We start from the raw sequence: 17,869 nt of genomic DNA, 5'->3' as shown, positions 1-17,869 counted from the left end.
CGGGCCCGATGAGCGGCGACTGCGAGGCGGCCGCGCCGCCGGTGCGGCCGGAGGCCGCGACCCGTGTCCCCCGCCAGCGGGACCGCGCCGGCGCGACCCTGACCACCGTCCTGGTCGCCGTCGGCACCGACAAGCACCCGTTCGACCGGCTGGTCGGATGGCTGGAGAGCTGGGCGCCGGAGGTCACCGACCGGGTGGCGTTCACCGTCCAGCACGGACACACCCGCGCCCCCGGCGTCCCCGGCGCGGTGCCCTTCCTCGGGCACGAGGAACTCCAGGCGGCGATGTCCGGGGCCGACCTCGTGGTCTGCCACGGCGGCCCGGCCACCATCCTGGAGGCCCGCCGGCACGGGCGCCTGCCGATCGTGGTCCCCCGGGACCCGGCCCGCGGCGAGCACGTCGACGACCACCAGCTGCTCTTCGCGCGCCGGCTCGGCGCGGCCGGCATGGTTGTCCTGTGCGAGACCCGCGAGGCGCTGGTGGAGGCGCTCGCCGCCGGAGTCGCCGACCCGGGCCGGTTCGCCGTCCGCGCCGACCCCGACTCGGCCCAGGCGCAGGAGACCGCGGTGGCGCGGGTCGGGGAGATCGTGGAGACGTTGGTGGCCGCGTCCAGTGGCCGGCGGACGTGGTGGCGGCCGTGGACACGGCCGCACCGGAACGGAGCGCGACGATGACCGGACACCCCAGCGTCAGCGCGGTGGTGCCCACCCGGGACCGCCCGGAGCTGTTGCGGTCCGCGGTCCGCGCCATCCTCGACCAGGACTACCCGGGCGACGTCGAGGTGGTCGTCGTGTACGACCGCTCCGAGCCGGACCCGACGCTGGCCGAGCTGTCCCGGCCCGGCCGGCCGGTGCGGGTGGTCCGCAACGAGCGAACCCCCGGCCTGGCCGGCGCCCGCAACACGGGCACCCTCGCCGCCACGGGCGAACTGATCGCCTTCTGCGACGACGACGACGAGTGGCTGCCCGGCAAGCTGCGCGCCCAGGTCGACGCGCTCGCCGCCGTGCCGGGCGCCGAGTTCGTCTCCTGCGGCATCCGGGTGAGCTACGACGGGCACACCGTCGACCGGTCCCTGCCGCGCGACCGGGTCACCCTCGCCGACCTGCTGCGCGACCGGATGACCGAGCTGCACCCGTCGACGTTCGTGATCCGCGCCGCCGCGTTGCGGGACGGGTTCGGGCTGGTCGACGAGGAGATCCCGGGCAGCTACGCCGAGGACTACGAGTTCCTGCTGCGGGCCGCCCGCAGCGCGCCGCTGGTCAACCTGCGCACCCCGTACGTGCTGGTGCGCTGGCACAAGCGCTCGTACTTCGCGCAGCGCTGGGACACCATCTCCGAGGCGTTGCAGTGGCTGCTGGAGCGCTACCCGGAGTTCGGCACCCAGCCGGCGGGCGAGGCGCGGGTCACCGGGCAGATCGCCTTCGCCCGGGCCGCGTCCGGTGACCGGCAGGGCGCGCTGCGCTGGGCGCGGCGGACCATCCGGCGCAACCCGCGGGAGCCGCGGGCGTACCTGGCGCTCGCGGTGGCCGGGCGGGTGGTCCGCGCGGACGCCGTCCTGCGCACCCTGCACAAGCGGGGCCGGGGCATCTGAGGCCGTCGGTGCGGGCGGTGCCCGCCCCGCGGCTCACCCGCGCCCCCGGCTGGGCCGGCGTCCACCCGGTCCCGATGGGCGGTGTCGATTCTCCGACTGACGCACCCACCGTGATCGATGGAATACTCAGCGTCATGGCACTCCACTCGCTGAGGTTCCGTCTCGTCGATGCGCCGACGTCGCTCGGCGCGAAGCGCCGGGCCCGCCGCGCCGCCTGGCTGGCCGACGCGTTCCCCGACCTCGCCGACATGTCGGTGCTGGACCTGGGCGGCCGGGTGGGCAGCTGGGAGCGGGTGCCCGTCCGTCCGGCCCGGGTGCACGTCGTCAATCTGGAACCCCTGCCGCCGGAGTTGCCGGACTGGGCCGAGGCGACCCACGCCGACGCGTGCGACCTGCCGGCGCACATCCTGGCCCGCCGGTACGACCTGGTCTTCAGCAACAGCGTGCTGGAGCACGTGGGCGGGCACGAACGCCGGCGGCGGATGGCCGGGGCGATCCGCGGGCTGGCGCCGGCGTACTGGGTGCAGACCCCGTACCGGTACTTCCCGATCGAGCCCCACTGGGTCGCGCCCGGCATGCAGTTCCTGCCGGTGCCGGCCCGGGTGGTCGTCGCCCGGAAGTGGCCGCTGGCGTACACCCCGGGCAAGTCCTACGAGGCGGCGATGCGGCAGGTCCTCACCACGGAACTGGTCGGCCGGGCCGAGATGCGGTATCTGTTCCCGGACGCCACCATCCGCAACGAGCGCCTGCTGGGCCTCACCAAGTCGCTGATCGCGATCCGTACGGCCTGACCGCGGTCGCCGTCGTCAGGACGGCGGCCCGTTCCCGGCCCCGCGACCGTTCCGGCGTTCCGCGGAGGCCGCCCGCAGCCGCTCGTACCAGTGCGGAGTCGTCGCGGGGTCGAAGATCCGGGCGATCGCGAGGTCGGTGGAGGAGTGCGCCAGGATCGACAGGACCACGGTCAGCGCCACGAGGTGGAACACCTCGTCGGCGGCGGCGATGCCGGCCTGGAGGACGAGCAGGCCGTACACGACCGACGCGAAGCCCTTCGGGCCGAACCACATGGCGGCGAACTGTTCGGTGCGGGTCAGATGCGAGCCGAGGAACGACACCGCCAGTGCGACCGGGCGGGCCACCGCGATGGCGAGCACCGCGAAGACCCAGCCGGTCCAGTGGATCTCGCCGAGGAACTCCACCGAGATCAGCGCACCGAAGACCAGCAGGGCGGCGAGCTTGAACACCTCGGCGATCAGCTCGCCGAAGTGCTCGAAGCTCTCCCGCTGCCGCTCGCCGAAGGTCGCCACCGTGATGCCGGCGGCGAACGCCGCCAGGAACAGGTTGGCGTGGGTGACGTGGCCCAGGGCCAGCACCAGGAGGCCGATCGCCACGCCGTTGAGCGGCTCGTACTGGGTGGAGGCGGAGAAGAAGCGCAGCTTCTCCAGCCGCAGCGCCAACCACGGGACCGCCACCCCGATCACCACGCCGAGCAGCAGCTCGGTGCCCAGCTCGTCGAGGTGCAGGTCGGCCGAGCCGGCGGCGATCGCCAGGAAGAGGATGACGAAGGGCAGCGCGAGGCCGTCGTTGATGCCCGACTCCACGTTGAGCAGGTGCCGCAGCCGCCCGGGCACCCGCTCGTTGCCGACCAGCGCGGCGGCGAAGACCGGGTCGGTCGGGGCCAGCACCGCGCCGATCAGCAGCGCCTCCGGCCAGTCCAGCCCGGCCACGTAGTGCGCCAGCAGCGCGGTGATCAGCAGGGTCAGTGGCAGGCCCCAGCCGAGCGCCCGCCCGGGCAGCCGCCACGCCGCCCGCAGGTCGGCGAAGCCGACCCGCATGCCGTCGGTGAACAGCACGGTGAACAGCGCCAGCTCGGCGAGCGTGGCGACGATCTCGCTGTCGGCGGTGATCTCCAGCACGCCGGTGGTGTCCGGGCCGAGGACGAAGCCGGCGACCAGGAAGAGCACCGCCGTGGAGAGGATGCTGCGGTGCGCGAGGCTGGACAGCAGGACGGCCAGCAGCAGCACGGCCGCGAACGCGAAGAGCAGCACCGGTGCCTCCCGATGGGGTCGACGAAGTCTCCGCCGACCAGACTTCCCGGCACGCCGCCATGATCGTACGGGTTTCCTGCCACCGGCGTCGTCCGGGTCACCGGCGGCCGCCGCGTCCGCAGGGCGGGACGGGCCGGCCACCGCCCCGGGGCGGCCACCCGGCGTGACAGACTGGCCGCTGTGTTGCGCTGGTTGACTGCAGGTGAATCGCACGGTCCCGCCCTCGTCGCGCTCCTGGAGGGCGTACCGGCCGGTGTCGAGGTGACCACCGGGGACATCGCCGGTGAGCTGGCCCGGCGCCGGCTCGGCTACGGCCGGGGCGCCCGGATGTCCTTCGAGCGGGACGAGGTCGAGATCATCGGCGGCCTGCGGCACGGCGTCACGCTGGGCAGTCCGGTCGCGATCCGGGTGGGCAACTCGGAGTGGCCGAAGTGGCGCACCGTCATGGCCGCCGACCCGGTCGACCCGGAGGAGCTTGCCCGGCAGGCCCGCAACGCCCCGCTCACCCGCCCGCGTCCGGGCCACGCCGACCTGGCCGGCATGCAGAAGTACGGGCACACCGACGCCCGGCCGATCCTGGAGCGGGCCAGCGCCCGGGAGACCGCCGCGCGGGTCGCCGTCGGCACCGTCGCCAAGGCGCTGGTCAAGCAGGCGCTCGGCGTCGAGATCGTCTCGCACGTGGTGGAGCTGGGGCCGGTGGCCGCGAAGCCCGGCCTGCGGCCGGCCCCGGCCGACGCCGCCCGGATCGACGCGGACCCGTTGCGCTGCCTCGACCCGGAGGCCAGCGCCCGGATGGTCGCCGAGGTCGACGCCGCGAAGAAGGCCGCCGACACCCTCGGGGGCGTGGTCGAGGTCCTGGCGTACGGGGTGCCGCCCGGCCTGGGCAGCCACGTGCAGTGGGACCGCAAGCTCGACGCCCGGCTCGCCACGGCGCTGATGTCCATCCAGGCGATCAAGGGCGTCGAGATCGGCGACGGCTGGCAGCAGGCGCGCTCCCGGGGCTCCGAGGCGCACGACGAGATCATCCCGACCGCCACCGGTGTCCGGCGGGTCACCGACCGGGCCGGCGGCCTGGAAGGCGGCATCACCACCGGTGAACCGCTGCGGGTCAAGGCCGCGATGAAGCCGATCTCGTCGCTCAACCGGGCCCTGTCGACCGTGGACGTCACCACCGGCGAGCCGGCCACCGCCATCAACCAGCGCTCGGACGTCTGCGCCGTGCCCGCCGCGGCGGTCGTCGCCGAGGCGATGGTGGCGCTGGTGCTCGCCGAGGCGGCGGTGGAAAAGTTCGGCGGTGACTCGGTCACCGAGATGCGTCGCAACCTCGCCGGTTACCTCGACGCGCTGGTGATCCGCTGATGGCGCCCGTCTGCGTCCTCGTCGGCGCGCCGGGCTCCGGCAAGTCCACCGTGGGGCAGGCGCTCGCCGCCCTCCTCGGGGTGGAGTTCCGCGACACCGACCTGGACATCGAGACGATGGCCGGCAAGCCGATCCCGGAGATCTTCGTGGACGAGGGGGAGGCGCACTTCCGTACGCTCGAACGGGCGGCGGTGGCGGCGGCGCTGGCCTCCTGCTCCGGCGTGCTCGCCCTCGGCGGCGGCGCGGTCCTCGCCGAGGAGACCCGGGCGGCGCTGGTGGGCCACCCGGTGGTGCACCTCTCCGTGGAGCTGCCCGACGCGGTCAAGCGGGTCGGCCTCGGCGCCGGTCGTCCGCTGCTCGCGATCAACCCTCGCGCCACCCTCAAGCACCTGATGGACCAGCGCCGGCCCCTGTACGAGGAGGTCGCCACCGCGACCGTGGTCACCGACGGGCGTGACCCGGAGGAGATCGCGGCCGAGGTCGCCGCGCTGCTCAAGGGCTGACGGCAGCCGGTTGCGGCCTGCTGGCCGCCCGCTCGGGCCGCCAGGTGACGAGCAGGGCGAGGGCGAGCAGGATCTCGGCCAGGTCCCCGCCGTAGTACATGATCGTCGCGCCGGCCCGCAGCTCGGCCGCCGTGGCCGGCACGTCGACGAGGACACCGGCGTAGAGGACCTGCGCGAGGGCGGCGTGCGCGGCCACCCCGACGCCCAGCACGACCAGGCGGACCGGGACGCGGGGCCGGTGCGGCCCGGGGTCCGGGCCGGCGATCGACCAGGCGAAGAGGTAGCCGCTCAGCACGAAGTGCAGCTGCACCAGGGCGTGCAGCCCGGCGTTGTCCAGGCTGGCCCGGTACAGCGGGGTGAGGTAGAGCAGCCAGAGCCCGCCCGCGGTGAGCAGCAGGCCGGTGACCGGGTGGGCGAGCGCCCCGGCCGCCGGGTGCCGCAGCAGCCGGACGGCCGCCCGCCCGGTCCGCGGCCCGACGGCGCGCAGCGCCAGCGTGCCGGGAGCGCCGAGCACCAGCGCGAGCGGCGCCAGCATGCCGAGCAGCAGGTGCTGGACCATGTGCCCGGGCAGGTCGCGGGCGGGCCAGAGGAGGCCGGCGACGAGCAGCGCGGCGCCGAGCCCGAAACTCACCGTCCGCCGGTGGCTCCACCCGGCCCGGTCCCGCTGCCCAAGCGCCGCGGCCAGATAGCCCCAGAACAGCACCAGGGGTACGAGGGCGGCCGCCGGGAAGCCGTCGGCCGGATGGCCGGCGTGCGTGAGGGTCACCGCCGCCCGCCGTCGCAGAGGTCGACCGGGGCGGCTCGCCGCTGGATCGTCCAGCCGGCGACCACCAGGGCCGCGCCGAGCGCGAGGAAGCCGAGGTCCCACCAGAGCTGGTGCGGGCCGCCGTGGACGTGGTGGATGCCGAGCAGGTGGTGGTCGACGGTCCCCTCGACGAGGTTGAACAGGCCCCAGCCGACCAGTACCCAGCCCCACAACGCCGGGGAGCGCCACAGCCGGCCCCGGGACCGGGTGACCCGCGCGTAGAGCAGCGCCAGGCCGGTGAGCACCGCCACCCAGGTGACCGCGTGGAAGAAGCCGTCCCAGAGGGTGTTCATCTGCAGGCCGGGCACGGTGTCGACCGGGTACGACCGGATCCCCACGTTGTCGGTGTCGGTACTGCTGAGCATGTGGTGCCACTGGAGGATCTGGTGCAGCAGGATGCCGTCGACGAATCCGCCCAGGCCCACGCCGAGGATCGTCGCCGGCACCCGGATGTCCGCCCCGTCGATGGTCGATCTGGCCATGTGCCGCAACCTCCGCGGTCGGTGGTCGTCCCTCCCGCAACCCGTCCCCCCGGTGGCACCGGTCAAACGTCCGTCCCGAGGCCTGGTCACGGAGTGGACACCGGCCGCGTCCGGACCGCCGCCTCGACTAGGCTGCGCGCGATGGACGACGTGACCCGGATCCCGGTGGGCGGCGAGCGGCCGTACGACGTGCTGGTGGGCCGTGGCCTGCTCGGCGACCTGCCGGCGCTGCTGCCCGGAGCGACCCGTGTGGCGGTGCTGTACGCCCCGCCGCTGACGGACCTGGCCAAGGTGGTCGACGACCGGCTCCGCGCCGCCGGCATGATCCCGCTGCCGGTGGAGGTGCCCGACGCCGAGGCCGGCAAGGACATCGACGTCGCGGCGGCCTGCTGGGACCGGCTGGGCGAGGCGGGCTTCACCCGGACCGACGCCGTGGTGGGCGTCGGCGGTGGTGCGGTCACCGACCTCGCCGGCTTCGTGGCGGCCTGCTGGCTGCGCGGCGTGCGGTGGGTGCCGGTGGCGACCTCCCTGCTCGGCATGGTGGACGCTGCCGTCGGCGGCAAGACCGGCGTCAACACGGCCGCCGGCAAGAACCTGGTCGGCGCGTTCCACCCGCCGGTCGGGGTGCTGGCCGACCTCGCGACCCTGGACGGCCTGCCGGCGGCCGAGCTGGCGGCCGGGATGGCCGAGGTGGTCAAGTGCGGGTTCATCGCCGACCCGGCGATCCTCGACCTGGTCGAGCGGGACCCGGCGGCGGCCACCGACCCGGCCGGGCCGGTGGCGCGGGAGCTGATCGAACGGGCGATCCGGGTCAAGGCCGACGTGGTCTCCGGCGACCTGCGCGAGTCCGGTGTCCGTGAGGTGCTCAACTACGGCCACACGCTGGCCCACGCCATCGAGAAGGTGGAGGGCTACCGCTGGCGGCACGGCCACGCGGTCGCCGTCGGGCTGGTGTACGCCGCGGCGCTGGCCCGGCTCGCCGGTCGCCTCGACGACGCCACCGCGCGGCGGCACCGCACGGCGGTGGCCGCGCTCGGCCTGCCCACCAGCTACCCCGCCGACGCGTGGCCTCAGCTGCTGGAGACCATGCGGGTGGACAAGAAGGCCCGCGGTGACCGGCTGCGCTTCGTGGTGCTGGACGGGCTGGCCCGCCCGGCGATCCTGGAGGGCCCCGACGACGAGCTGCTGGCCGCCGCCTACCGCGAGGTCGCCGCGTGAGGGTGTACGTGCTGAACGGCCCCAACCTGGGCCGCCTGGGCACCCGGCAGCCGGAGGTGTACGGCGCCACCACGTACGCCGACCTGGTGGAGCTGTGCGAGCGGACCGGCCGGGACCTCGGGCTGGACGTGGTGGTGCGGCAGACCGACGCCGAGCACGAGCTGCTCGGCTGGCTGCACGAGGCGGCCGACGAGGGCGCCGCGGTGCTCCTCAACCCGGCCGCGTGGTCGCACTACTCGATCGCGGTCCGGGACGCCTGCGCGATGCTGCGCGGCCCGCTGGTCGAGGTGCACATCTCCAACATCCACGCCAGGGAGCCGTTCCGGCACCACTCGGTGGTCTCCGCCGTGGCGACCGGGGTGATCTGCGGCCTGGGTGTGGACGGCTACCGCCTGGCCCTGCATCATCTGGCCGCCCGCTCCGCCTGACCGGCGAGGTCGGCGGGACACGTCAGGTCACGTCACGCTCCGCCCGCCCCACCCTCCTTCTTCCCCCTTTGCTCTGCTTCAACGGACGCACTGGTTCCAGCCGGATACCGGTGCGCGGGGTGAAGCAGAGCAAAGGGCGCGCAGTAGCACCTGGCCAACTGCGCTAGGTGACCGCCCGCCGACGGCGGCGGGTGCTGCTGCGGCGCAGCTAGTAGACTTGCTCAGTCTGTCCGCCAATTGATGATCAAGGCAGGAAATGGCCACCACCAACGACCTGAAGAACGGCCTGGTACTCAACCTCGACGGTGAGCTGTGGGCCGTCGTCGAGTTCCAGCACGTCAAGCCCGGCAAGGGTGGTGCGTTCGTGCGCACCACGCTCAAGAACGTGCTCTCCGGCAAGGTGGTCGACAAGACCTTCAACGCGGGCACCAAGGTCGAGACCGCGACCGTCGACAAGCGCACCATGCAGTACCTGTACGCCGACGGCGAGGACTACGTCTTCATGGACCTGGAGACGTTCGACCAGATCACCGTGCCCGGCGGCACGGTCGGCGAGGCGGCCAACTACCTGCTGCCCGAGGCCGAGGCGACCGTCGCCACCCACGAGGGCGTGCCGCTGTACATCGAGCTGCCGACCAGCGTCGTGCTCGAGGTCACGTACACCGAGCCCGGCCTCCAGGGTGACCGCTCGACCGGCGGCAACAAGCCGGCCACCGTCGAGACCGGTGCGACCGTGCAGGTGCCGCTCTTCATCACCACCGGCGAGAAGATCAAGGTCGACACCCGCGACGGCCGTTACCTCGGCCGGGCCTGATGGCCGAGGGTCCCAAGCAGCAGATGCCCGCGCGCCGCAAGGCGCGCAAGCGGGCGCTGGACGTGCTCTTCGAGGCCGATCTGCGGGACCGCCCACCGGTCGAGGTGCTCGCCGGCTACGTCGAGCGGATCGAGAAGCCGCGTCCCGAGCACCTGGGGTACACGGTCAGCCTGGTCGAGGGGATCGCCGGCCACCTCGACCGGATCGACGAGCTGATCGCCAGCTACGCCGAGGGCTGGACGCTCGACCGGATGCCGGCGGTGGACCGCAACCTCGCCCGGATCGCGGTGTACGAGCTGCTCCACGTCGACGAGGTCGACGACGCGGTGGCGATCAGCGAGGCGGTGGAGCTGGCCCGGCAGATGTCGACCGACGACTCGCCGCGCTTCCTCAACGGCATCCTCGGCCGCATCGCCGAGTACGCCCCCCGCTGAGCAGCCGATTCCCGCAGCCAGCCGGCGAGCGGGGTGGCGGCGCGCGATGCGACAGGAACGACGAAAGGGCCCGTGCCGGACGGCACGGGCCCTTTCGGTCGTCAGCGCTCAGGAGGCGAAGAACGCCCGCGGGTCGGCGACGAGCACGCCGTGCTCGGTCAGCCGCTCGATCAGGCCGGACGGCGAGGCGTCGTAGACGATCGCCAGGGCGCGCAGGTCGTCGGCGCGGATCGACAGGACGCGGCCGTTGTAGTCACCACGCTGCTGCTGGATCGCGCGGGCGTACCGGGCGACGTACGCGAGGTCCTCGCTGGCCTCGTCGTAGAGTCGCTCGAGGTCCAGGACGATCTTGCTGGTCGGCTCGTGACGGACGCCGCTGCCGTCGGGCAGCAGCTCGGAGACGGGAACGCGGTAGAAGTCGGCCAGCTCGGCGAGACGGGACACGGTGACGGCCCGGTCGCCGCGCTCGTAGGAGCCGACCACCACGGCCTTCCACCGCCCGTTCGACTTCTCCTCCACGCCCTGCAGGGACAGGCCCTGCTGCTGGCGGATGGAGCGCAGGCGGGCGCCCAGCGACTTGGCGTACTCAGAGGGCATTCGGACACTCCCAGTGCTGCTCGGGGTTCTCCCGTCGATCGCTACGGAGCGTGACGGTACGGGGATTGCGACAGCCGGTCAAGTGGTCGTGACCTTACTGTTGGGGGCGCTGGGGGAGTTGTCCCCATTTCGCCGCCCTGACTCCGAGGTCAGCGGGTGGCGACGGTCGGTGCGGTGACCACTGGTAACGTGGCTCGGAGCCCCCGGCCGGTCCGCCCGCGGTCCGCGCCGGTCATCCGACGTCCTTTAACGACCCGTCCCGTGAGGCGGGGAAGGAGGTCCGCCGTGGCCTACCCACCGGCTGCCCGGTCGTCGACCGCGCCGCAACCCTCGGTGAAGGTGATCCTCACCAGCGCCGACGTGCAGCGCGTGGTCGACCGCATCGCCCACCAGATCCTGGAGAAGACCCAGGGCGCCCAGCAGACCGTCCTGCTCGGCATTCCCACCCGGGGCGCACCCCTCGCCCGGCGGCTCGCCGCCCGGATCAGCGCCTTCGAGGGCGTCGACGTCCCGGTCGGCGTGCTCGACATCACCCTCTACCGCGACGACCTGCGTCGGCACGCCACCCGCGCGATCGGGCCGACCGAGCTGCCGGCCGGCGGCATCGACGGCAAGCGGGTCGTGCTCGTCGACGACGTCCTCTTCTCCGGCCGCACCGTGCGCGCGGCGCTCGACGCGTTGAACGACGTCGGCCGCCCGGCGTCGGTCCAGCTCGCCGTCCTGGTCGACCGCGGCCACCGCGAGCTGCCGATCCGCGCCGACTACGTCGGTAAGAACATCCCGACCTCCCTGGCCGAGAGCGTGAAGGTCACCCTCGCGGAGACCGACGGCGCGGACGAGGTCAAGCTGTACGGGGGAGCCACCGCATGATCCGTCACCTGCTCTCCGGCGCCGACCTGGACGCCGCCACCGCCACCCGGATCCTGGACACCGCCGCCGAGATGGCGACCGTGGCCGGCCGCGAGGTCAAGAAGCTGCCGGCGCTGCGGGGCCGGACGGTGGTGAACCTCTTCTACGAGGACTCCACCCGCACCCGGATCTCCTTCGAGGCCGCCGCGAAGCGGCTCAGCGCCGACGTGATCAACTTCTCGGCCAAGGGCTCCAGCGTCGCCAAGGGCGAGAGCCTCAAGGACACCGCGCTCACCCTCCAGGCGATGGGCGCCGACGCCGTGGTGGTCCGGCACCCCGCCTCGGGCGCCCCGCACCGGCTCGCCGACTGGGTGGACGGCTCGGTGGTCAACGCCGGCGACGGCACCCACGAACACCCGACCCAGGCGCTGCTCGACGCGTACACGATGCGCTCCCGGCTGGGCCGGCTCGCCGGTCTCTCGGTCGCGGTGGTCGGGGACGTGCTGCACAGCCGGGTGGCCCGCTCCAACGTCCTGCTGCTGTCCACGCTCGGCGCGAAGGTCACCCTGGTCGGCCCGCCGACGCTCATCCCGGTGGACATCGCGCAGGCGCTCGCGCCCGGCACCGACGTCTCGTACGACCTGGACGCGGTGCTGCCCCAGTCGGACGTGGTGATGATGCTGCGGGTGCAGCGCGAGCGCATGAACGACTCCTACTTCCCGTCCGCCCGCGAGTACGCCCGCCGCTACGGCCTCGACGGCCCGCGCATGCGCCGGCTGCCCGATCACGCGATCGTCATGCACCCCGGCCCGATGAACCGGGGCATGGAGATCACCCCCGAGGTCGCCGACTCGCCCCGCTCCACCATCGTCGAACAGGTCGCCAACGGCGTCTCCGTCCGGATGGCCGTCCTCTACCTGCTGCTCGGAGGGAACAACCGGTGAGCGCGTACCTGATCACCAACGTGAGCGTCGTCGGCGGCGCACCGACCGACCTGCTGATCCGCGACGGCGTCGTGGCCGAGACCGGCACGGGCCTCGCGGCGTCCGACGCCACCGTGGTCGACGGCACCGGCCTGGTCGCCCTGCCCGGCCTGGTCGACCTGCACACCCACCTGCGCGAGCCGGGCCGCGAGGACGCCGAGACCGTCGAGTCGGGCTCCCGGGCGGCGGCGCTCGGCGGCTACACGGCGGTGTGCGCGATGGCGAACACCTCCCCGGTCGCCGACACCGCCGGCGTGGTCGAGCAGGTGTGGCGGCTGGGCCGGGAGGCCGGGCTGGTCGACGTGCAGCCGATCGGCGCGGTCACCGTCGGCCTGGCCGGCGAGCACCTCGCCGAACTGGGCGCGATGGCCGACTCCGCCGCCCGGGTGCGGATCTTCTCCGACGACGGGCACTGCGTCGCCGACCCCCGGCTGATGCGCCGGGCGCTGGAGTACGTGAAGGCGTTCGACGGGATCATCGCCCAGCACGCCGAGGAGCCCCGCCTGACCAAGGGCGCCCAGATGCACGAGGGGGAGGTGTCCACCCGCCTCGGCCTGACCGGCTGGCCGGCGGTCGCCGAGGAGGCGATCATCGCCCGGGACGTGCTGCTCGCCGAGCACGTCGGCAGCCGGCTGCACATCTGCCACGTCTCCACCGCCGGCAGCGTCGAGGTGCTGCGCCAGGCCAAGGCCCGGGGGGTCCGGGTCACCGCCGAGGTGACCCCGCACCACCTGCTGCTCACCGACGAGAAGGCGGCCACCTACGACCCGGTCTACAAGGTCAACCCGCCGCTGCGCACCACCACCGACATCGCCGCGCTGCGCGCCGCGCTGGCCGAGGGCGTGATCGACGTCATCGCCACCGACCACGCCCCGCACGCGGTGGAGGACAAGGAGTGCGAGTGGGCGTACGCCCGGCCGGGCATGCTCGGCCTGGAGACGGCGCTGTCGATCGCGCTGGACGTGCTCGGCCCGCAGTGGGACCTCGTCGCCGAGCGGATGTCCCGCGCCCCGGCGCGCATCGCCGGCCTGGCCGACCACGGCCACGACCCGAGGCCGGGCGTACCGGCCAACCTGACCCTGGTGGACCCGGCCGCCCGCCGCACGATCGAGCCCGCGGAACTGGCCAGCCGCAGCCGCAACACCCCGTACGCCCGCATGACGCTGCCGGGTCGCATCGTGGCGACCTTCCTGCGCGGCGAGCCGACGGTCCTGGACGGAAAGGCAGTGAAGTGACCCGTAGACGACCGGCGATCCTCGTCCTGGAGGACGGGCGCACGTTCCACGGTGAGGCGTACGGCAGCGTCGGGGAGACCTTCGGCGAGGCGGTCTTCAACACCGGCATGACCGGTTACCAGGAGACGCTGACCGACCCGTCCTACCACCGCCAGGTGGTGGTGCAGACCGCGCCGCACATCGGCAACACCGGGGTCAACGGCGAGGACGACGAGTCCGGCCGGATCTGGGTCGCCGGGTACGTCGTCCGCGACCCCGCCCGGATCGGCTCGAACTGGCGCGCCACCGGCGGGCTGGAGGACCGGCTCGCCGCCGAGGGCGTGGTCGGCATCAGCGGCGTCGACACCCGCGCGCTGACCCGCCACCTGCGCGAGCGCGGCGCCATGCGGGTGGGTGTGTCCAGCGTGGAGACCGACCCGCGGGCGCTGCTGGCCCGGGTGCGCCAGTCGCCGCAGATGGTCGGCGCGGACCTCTCCGCCGAGGTGACCACCCCGAAGCCGTACGTGGTCGAGGCGGTGGGGGAGCACCGGTTCACCGTCGCCGCCCTCGACCTGGGCATCAAGCGCAACGTGCCGCGGCGGCTCGCCGCCCGCGGGGTCACCACCCACGTGCTGCCCGCCCACTCGACGATCGACGACCTGCTCGCCACCGGCGCCGACGCGGTGTTCTTCTCGCCCGGCCCGGGTGACCCGGCCACGGCGGACGGGCCGGTGGCGCTGGCCCGCGAGGTGCTGACCCGCGAGGTGCCGCTGTTCGGCATCTGCTTCGGCAGCCAGATCCTCGGGCGGGCGCTCGGCTTCGGCACGTACAAGCTGGGATACGGCCACCGCGGGATCAACCAGCCGGTGCTGGACCGGGCGACCGGCAAGGTCGAGGTGACCAGTCACAACCACGGCTTCGCGGTGCGGTTCCCCGGCGCCGAGCCGGGGGCGGTCGTGCCCAACCAGGTGATCGACACCGAGTTCGGCGGTGTGGAGGTCAGCCACGTCTGCCTCAACGACAACGTGGTCGAGGGGCTGCGGGCCAGGGACGTGCCCGCCTTCACCGTCCAGTACCACCCGGAGGCGGCGGCCGGCCCGCACGACGCGGACTACCTCTTCGACCGTTTCGCCGAACTGATCGAGGGCGGCGGCCTCGACCGGAACCACAGCGAAGGCGGGAAGTAATGCCGAAGCGGACCGATCTGAAGCACATCCTGGTGATCGGCTCCGGGCCGATCGTCATCGGTCAGGCCTGCGAGTTCGACTACTCCGGCACCCAGGCGTGCCGGGTGCTGCGCAGCGAGGGGATCCGGGTCAGCCTGGTCAACTCGAACCCGGCGACGATCATGACGGACCCGGAGTTCGCCGACGCCACGTACGTCGAGCCGATCACCCCCGAGTTCGTCGAGCTGGTCATCGCCCGGGAGCGTCCGGACGCGGTGCTGCCGACCCTGGGCGGCCAGACCGCGCTCAACACGGCGGTCGCCCTGCACGAGGCGGGCGTGCTGGAGAAGTACGGCGTGGAGCTGATCGGCGCGAACATCGACGCCATTCGCCGCGGCGAGGACCGGCAGCTGTTCAAGGACATCGTCGCCAAGGCGGGCGTCCGGATCGGCGTCGAGGACCCCGCCGCCCTGGTGCCCCGGTCCCGGGTCTGCCACTCGATGGACGAGGTGCGCGACACCGTCGCCGACCTGGGCCTGCCGGTGGTGATCCGGCCGTCTTTCACGATGGGCGGCCTCGGCTCCGGCATGGCCCACACCGACGAGGACCTGGAGCGCATCGCCGGCGCCGGCCTGGCCGCGAGCCCGGTGCACGAGGTGCTCATCGAGGAGAGCGTGCTCGGCTGGAAGGAGTACGAGCTCGAACTGATGCGCGACCGCCACGACAACGTGGTGGTCGTCTGCTCGATCGAGAACGTGGACCCGATGGGCGTGCACACCGGCGACAGCGTGACCGTGGCCCCGGCCATGACGCTGACCGACCGGGAGTACCAGCGCCTGCGGGACCTCGGCATCGCCGTGCTGCGCGAGGTGGGGGTGGACACCGGCGGCTGCAACATCCAGTTCGCGGTCAACCCGGCCGACGGCCGGATCGTCGTGATCGAGATGAACCCGCGGGTGTCCCGCTCGTCGGCGCTCGCGTCGAAGGCGACCGGTTTCCCGATCGCGAAGATCGCCGCGAAGCTCGCCATCGGCTACACCCTCGACGAGATCCCCAACGACATCACCCTCAAGACCCCGGCGGCGTTCGAGCCGACCCTGGACTACGTGGTGGTGAAGATTCCCCGGTTCGCCTTCGAGAAGTTCCCCGGCGCGGACCCGGAGCTCACCACCACGATGAAGTCCGTCGGCGAGGCGATGAGCCTGGGCCGGAACTTCACCGAGGCGCTCAACAAGGCGATGCGCTCGATGGAGACGAAGGCGGCCGGCTTCTGGACCCTGCCCGACCCGGACGGCGCCACGAAGGAGAACACCCTCGCCGCGCTGCGCATGCCGCACGACGGGCGGCTCTACACCGTCGAGCGGGCGCTGCGCCTGGGCGCGTCGATCGCCGAGGTGGCCGCCGCCTCCGGCGGCATGGACCCGTGGTTCCTGGACCAGATCGCCGGCCTCGTCGAGCTGCGGGCCGAGATCGTGGACGCGCCGGTGCTCGACGCGGACCTGCTGCGCCGCGCGAAGCGGGCCGGCCTGTCCGACCGCCAGCTCGCCGCGCTGCGCCCCGAGCTGGCCGCCGAGGACGGCGTGCGTACGCTGCGGCACCGCCTTGACGTCCGCCCGGTCTACAAGACGGTGGACACCTGCGCCGCCGAGTTCGAGGCGACCACCCCGTACCACTACTCGTCGTACGACTCGGAGACCGAGGTACGCGGTTCGGACCGGCCGAAGGTGCTGATCCTCGGCTCCGGGCCGAACCGGATCGGGCAGGGCATCGAGTTCGACTACTCCTGTGTGCACGCGGTGATGGCGCTGCGGGACGTCGGCTTCGAGACCGTCATGGTCAACTGCAACCCGGAGACCGTCTCCACCGACTACGACACCGCCGACCGGCTCTACTTCGAGCCGCTGACCTTCGAGGACGTCCTGGAGGTGTGGCACGCCGAGGACTCCTCCGGCAGGGCGGCCGGCGGCCCGGGCGTGGTCGGGGTGATCGTGCAGCTCGGCGGGCAGACCCCGCTGGGCCTGGCGCAGCGGCTCAAGGACGCCGGTGTGCCGGTGGTCGGCACCTCCCCGGAGTCGATCCACCTCGCCGAGGAGCGGGGCGCGTTCGGGTCGCTGCTGGCCCGGGCCGGCCTGCGCGCCCCGGCGCACGGCACCGCCACCTCGTACGACGAGGCCAAGGCGATCGCCGAGGAGATCGGTTACCCGGTGCTGGTCCGCCCGTCGTACGTGCTGGGCGGGCGCGGCATGGAGATCGTGTACGACGACCCCACGCTGCGCGACTACATCGGCCGGGCCACCGACATCTCCCCGGACCACCCGGTGCTGGTGGACCGCTTCCTCGACGACGCCATCGAGATCGACGTCGACGCGCTCTGCGACGCCGACGGCGAGGTCTACCTCGGCGGCGTGATGGAGCACATCGAGGAGGCCGGCATCCACTCCGGCGACTCGTCCTGCGCGCTGCCGCCGATCACCCTGGCCGGCTCGCACGTCGCCCAGGTCCGCCGCTACACCGAGGCGATCGCCCGGGGCATCGGCGTGCGGGGCCTGCTCAACGTGCAGTACGCCCTCAAGGACGACCAGCTCTGGGTCCTGGAGGCGAACCCGCGCGCCTCGCGGACCGTCCCGTTCGTCTCCAAGGCCACGGCGGTGCCGCTGGCGAAGGCGGCGGCCCGGATCGCGCTCGGCGCCACCATCGCCGAACTGCGTGCCGAGGGCCTGCTCCCAGCCGACGGGGACGGCGGCACCCTCCCGCCGGACGCGCCGATCGCGGTCAAGGAGGCGGTCCTGCCGTTCAAGCGCTTCCGCACGCCCACCGGCAAGGGGATCGACTCGCTGCTCGGCCCGGAGATGAAGTCCACCGGCGAGGTGATGGGCATCGACACCGCCTTCGGGCACGCCTTCGCCAAGTCGCAGTCCGCCGCGTACGGCTCCCTGCCGACCGGCGGCCGGATCTTCGTCTCGGTCGCCAACCGGGACAAGCGCGGCATGATCTTCCCGATCAAGCGCCTCGCCGACCTGGGCTTCGAGATCGTCGCCACGGCCGGCACCGCCGAGGTGCTGCGCCGGCACGGCATCGCCTGTGAGCAGATCCGCAAGCACTACGAGTCCGGCGAGGGCGAGGACGCGGTGTCGATGATCCTCGGCGGCGACGTCGCGCTCGTGGTCAACACCCCGCAGGGCTCCGGCGCCAGCGCCCGCTCCGACGGGTACGAGATCCGCAGCGCCGCGGTGACGGCGGACATCCCCTGCATCACCACGGTCCCCGGCGCCGCCGCCGCGGTGATGGGCATCGAAGCCCGTATCCGGGGCGACATGCAGGTCCGCCCGCTCCAGGACCTCCACGCGTCCCTGCGGGCCCGCCGGTGACCCCCGCCCGACC

Annotated in this window: 18 protein-coding genes; 14 read left to right on the top strand and 4 right to left on the bottom strand. The window is 73.3% G+C overall.

All coding sequences use genetic code 11. From position 1 onward, the window contains the following. Positions 1-8: 8 nt before the first annotated feature. The 3 genes from GKC29_RS22760 (at position 9) to GKC29_RS22750 (ending at position 2,382) form a co-directional block, all read left to right on the top strand. The gene (locus GKC29_RS22760; protein WP_155332748.1) at positions 9-674 is read left to right on the top strand and encodes a glycosyltransferase; all 666 of its coding nucleotides are present in this window, start codon (positions 9-11) and stop codon (positions 672-674) included. Next, the gene (locus tag GKC29_RS22755; RefSeq protein ID WP_155332747.1) at positions 671-1,591 is read left to right on the top strand and encodes a glycosyltransferase family 2 protein; all 921 of its coding nucleotides are present in this window, start codon (positions 671-673) and stop codon (positions 1,589-1,591) included. The genes GKC29_RS22760 and GKC29_RS22755 overlap by 4 nt, the downstream gene beginning before the upstream one ends. Before the next feature lie 134 nt (positions 1,592-1,725). Then, positions 1,726-2,382, top strand: coding sequence for a methyltransferase domain-containing protein (locus GKC29_RS22750; protein ID WP_155332746.1), 657 nt, complete (start codon positions 1,726-1,728; stop codon positions 2,380-2,382). A 15-nt stretch (positions 2,383-2,397) separates the two neighbouring features. Here the strand turns inward: GKC29_RS22750 and GKC29_RS22745 are convergent, their stop codons facing one another. Beyond that, positions 2,398-3,636 (bottom strand): sodium:proton antiporter, encoded by a 1,239-nt coding sequence (locus GKC29_RS22745; RefSeq protein ID WP_155332745.1) that lies wholly within the window; start codon positions 3,634-3,636, stop codon positions 2,398-2,400. 180 nt (positions 3,637-3,816) lie between these two features. Between GKC29_RS22745 and aroC the strand changes: the two genes are divergently transcribed. Continuing rightward, positions 3,817-4,995 (top strand): chorismate synthase, encoded by a 1,179-nt coding sequence (gene aroC / locus GKC29_RS22740; RefSeq protein ID WP_155332744.1) that lies wholly within the window; start codon positions 3,817-3,819, stop codon positions 4,993-4,995. After that, positions 4,995-5,498 carry a shikimate kinase gene (locus tag GKC29_RS22735; RefSeq protein ID WP_155332743.1) on the top strand — a complete coding sequence of 168 codons (504 nt, stop codon included), beginning with the start codon at positions 4,995-4,997 and terminating at the stop codon, positions 5,496-5,498. The genes aroC and GKC29_RS22735 overlap by 1 nt, the downstream gene beginning before the upstream one ends. Here the strand turns inward: GKC29_RS22735 and GKC29_RS22730 are convergent. Both GKC29_RS22730 and GKC29_RS22725 read right to left on the bottom strand, forming a co-directional pair. Beyond that, complete coding sequence (locus tag GKC29_RS22730) at positions 5,488-6,264, bottom strand: cytochrome c oxidase assembly protein (RefSeq protein WP_155332742.1); 777 nt, start codon at positions 6,262-6,264, stop codon at positions 5,488-5,490. The two genes, GKC29_RS22735 and GKC29_RS22730, sit on opposite strands and share 11 nt — an antisense overlap. After that, positions 6,261-6,785, bottom strand: a complete 525-nt coding sequence (locus GKC29_RS22725) for a DUF2243 domain-containing protein (protein WP_155332741.1) — start codon at positions 6,783-6,785, stop codon at positions 6,261-6,263. Before GKC29_RS22725 ends, GKC29_RS22730 begins: the two co-directional genes overlap by 4 nt. 141 nt (positions 6,786-6,926) lie before the next feature. On the opposite strand from GKC29_RS22725, the gene aroB reads away from it, so the two are divergent. The 4 genes from aroB to nusB all read left to right on the top strand — a co-directional run bounded on the left by aroB (position 6,927) and on the right by nusB (position 9,679). Then, positions 6,927-8,003 carry a 3-dehydroquinate synthase gene (aroB, locus tag GKC29_RS22720; RefSeq protein WP_155332740.1) on the top strand — a complete coding sequence of 359 codons (1,077 nt, stop codon included), beginning with the start codon at positions 6,927-6,929 and terminating at the stop codon, positions 8,001-8,003. Continuing rightward, on the top strand, positions 8,000-8,431 hold the full coding sequence (gene aroQ / locus GKC29_RS22715; RefSeq protein ID WP_155332739.1) for a type II 3-dehydroquinate dehydratase: 432 nt from the start codon (positions 8,000-8,002) through the stop codon (positions 8,429-8,431). Before aroB ends, aroQ begins: the two co-directional genes overlap by 4 nt. Before the next feature lie 256 nt (positions 8,432-8,687). Continuing rightward, the gene (efp, locus tag GKC29_RS22710; RefSeq protein WP_091095583.1) at positions 8,688-9,245 is read left to right on the top strand and encodes an elongation factor P; all 558 of its coding nucleotides are present in this window, start codon (positions 8,688-8,690) and stop codon (positions 9,243-9,245) included. A gap of 23 nt (positions 9,246-9,268) precedes the next feature. Next, the gene (gene nusB, locus GKC29_RS22705) at positions 9,269-9,679 is read left to right on the top strand and encodes a transcription antitermination factor NusB (protein WP_196255944.1); all 411 of its coding nucleotides are present in this window, start codon (positions 9,269-9,271) and stop codon (positions 9,677-9,679) included. A gap of 108 nt (positions 9,680-9,787) precedes the next feature. On the opposite strand, the gene GKC29_RS22700 is transcribed toward nusB, so the two are convergent. Further along, positions 9,788-10,276, bottom strand: coding sequence for a transcriptional regulator (locus GKC29_RS22700; protein ID WP_013285505.1), 489 nt, complete (start codon positions 10,274-10,276; stop codon positions 9,788-9,790). A gap of 285 nt (positions 10,277-10,561) precedes the next feature. Between GKC29_RS22700 and pyrR the strand changes: the two genes are divergently transcribed. The 5 genes from pyrR to carB are packed head-to-tail and all read left to right on the top strand — an operon-like array spanning position 10,562 to position 17,856. Continuing rightward, positions 10,562-11,146, top strand: coding sequence for a bifunctional pyr operon transcriptional regulator/uracil phosphoribosyltransferase PyrR (pyrR, locus tag GKC29_RS22695; RefSeq protein ID WP_155332737.1), 585 nt, complete (start codon positions 10,562-10,564; stop codon positions 11,144-11,146). Continuing rightward, positions 11,143-12,069, top strand: a complete 927-nt coding sequence (locus tag GKC29_RS22690; RefSeq protein WP_155332736.1) for an aspartate carbamoyltransferase catalytic subunit — start codon at positions 11,143-11,145, stop codon at positions 12,067-12,069. Before pyrR ends, GKC29_RS22690 begins: the two co-directional genes overlap by 4 nt. Beyond that, positions 12,066-13,343: a dihydroorotase gene (locus GKC29_RS22685; RefSeq protein WP_155332735.1), complete on the top strand. Its 1,278-nt coding sequence runs from the start codon at positions 12,066-12,068 to the stop codon at positions 13,341-13,343. The genes GKC29_RS22690 and GKC29_RS22685 overlap by 4 nt, the downstream gene beginning before the upstream one ends. Then, positions 13,340-14,509: a glutamine-hydrolyzing carbamoyl-phosphate synthase small subunit gene (gene carA / locus GKC29_RS22680; protein ID WP_155332734.1), complete on the top strand. Its 1,170-nt coding sequence runs from the start codon at positions 13,340-13,342 to the stop codon at positions 14,507-14,509. Before GKC29_RS22685 ends, carA begins: the two co-directional genes overlap by 4 nt. Further along, a complete protein-coding gene (gene carB / locus GKC29_RS22675) occupies positions 14,509-17,856 on the top strand; it encodes a carbamoyl-phosphate synthase large subunit (RefSeq protein ID WP_155332733.1) in 3,348 nt (1,115 codons plus the stop codon). Before carA ends, carB begins: the two co-directional genes overlap by 1 nt. The last annotated feature ends 13 nt before the right edge of the window (positions 17,857-17,869 follow it).

Source organism: Micromonospora sp. WMMC415 (assembly GCF_009707425.1).
Classification (GTDB): domain Bacteria; phylum Actinomycetota; class Actinomycetes; order Mycobacteriales; family Micromonosporaceae; genus Micromonospora.
This window is presented reverse-complemented; position numbering and strand designations above follow the sequence as displayed.